This window comes from Mycobacterium sp. ZZG, assembly GCF_054786995.1.
In genome coordinates this window covers 1-1,173 of record NZ_JBTBFV010000164.1, presented here as the reverse complement: position 1 = coordinate 1,173, position 1,173 = coordinate 1, and the positions used below count along the sequence as shown (strand labels likewise).

The window sequence follows — 1,173 nt, the reverse complement described above, 5'->3', positions numbered from 1 at the left end:
GCACTGTGGCGAAGGTGGATTCGATCGGATTCGTGGTACGCAGGTGAATCCAGTGCTCGGCCGGGTACTTGTAGAACTCCAGCAGCACATCGAGGTCGTCGACGATCTTGGCAACCACTTTCGGGTACTTCGCGCCGAAGGCAACCTCGAACGCCTTGACCGCAACCTGAGCCTTGTCGATGTCCTCGGCGTTGTAGATGTCCTTCATTGCCGCCAGCGCGGCCGGATGCGCCGACTTCGGCAGTGCGGAAAGGACATTGGCCTGCTTATGGAACCAGCAGCGCTGCTCTCGGGTCTTCGGAAACACCTCCCGCACCGCCTTCCAGAACCCGAGTGCACCGTCACCGACGGCCAACACCGGGGCGGTCATCCCACGGCGTTTGCAGTCACGCAGCAAATCCGCCCAAGACTCCGTGGACTCCCGATAGCCGTCGGTGATCGCGACGAGCTCCTTGCGGCCGTCGGCGCGCACGCCGAGCATCACCAGCAGGCACAGCTTCTCCTGGTCCAGACGCACCTTGAGGTGAATGCCATCGACCCACAGGTAGACGTAATCGGTGCCCGACAGATCCCGGCGCCCGAACGCCGCCGCCTCGTCCTGCCACTGGCTGGTCAGCCGGGTAATCGTCGAGGCCGACAACCCCGCCCCCGAGCCCAGGAACTGCTCGAGTGCGGGCCCGAAGTCACCGCTGGACAGGCCGTGCAGATACAGCAGCGGCAACACCTCACTCATCTGCGGAGACTTGCGCGCCCACGCCGGCAGGATCGCCGAGGAGAACCGGTGCCGCTCGCCGGAATCGGGGTCGACACGACGATCGTTGACCCGCGGCGCTTTCACCTCGACGGCCCCGGCTGCGGTCAGCACCTCCCGCGGCTGGTGATAGCCATTGCGGACCACCAACCGATGACCGCTCTCGTCACGCTGATCAGCGAACGCGGCGACGTACGCGGCGACCTCGGCCTGCAGGGCAGCGGCCAGCATCTGCCGGGCGCCGTCGCGGACGATCTCGTCCAACAACGACCGGCCGGCCTCGCTGGCGTTGGCCTCCTCGGCATCGTGAACTACGGTGAGCATGGGCGTACCTTCCCAACCAGCGCGCCAACGCCGGTCTTGATCGAATACCTGATTCCGTGATGATCATCCTCGGGAAGGTGCGCCCACTTTCAGGCCAC

The 1,173-nt window shown here is 65.3% G+C and carries 1 protein-coding gene; it reads right to left on the bottom strand.

Going from position 1 to position 1,173, the window contains the following annotated elements; genetic code table 11:
• Nucleotides 1-1,075 (bottom strand): IS256 family transposase (locus ACXMYJ_RS29150; protein WP_460359550.1); only part of this gene is annotated, 1,075 nt, incomplete at its 3' end.
• Nucleotides 1,076-1,173 lie beyond the last annotated feature (98 nt).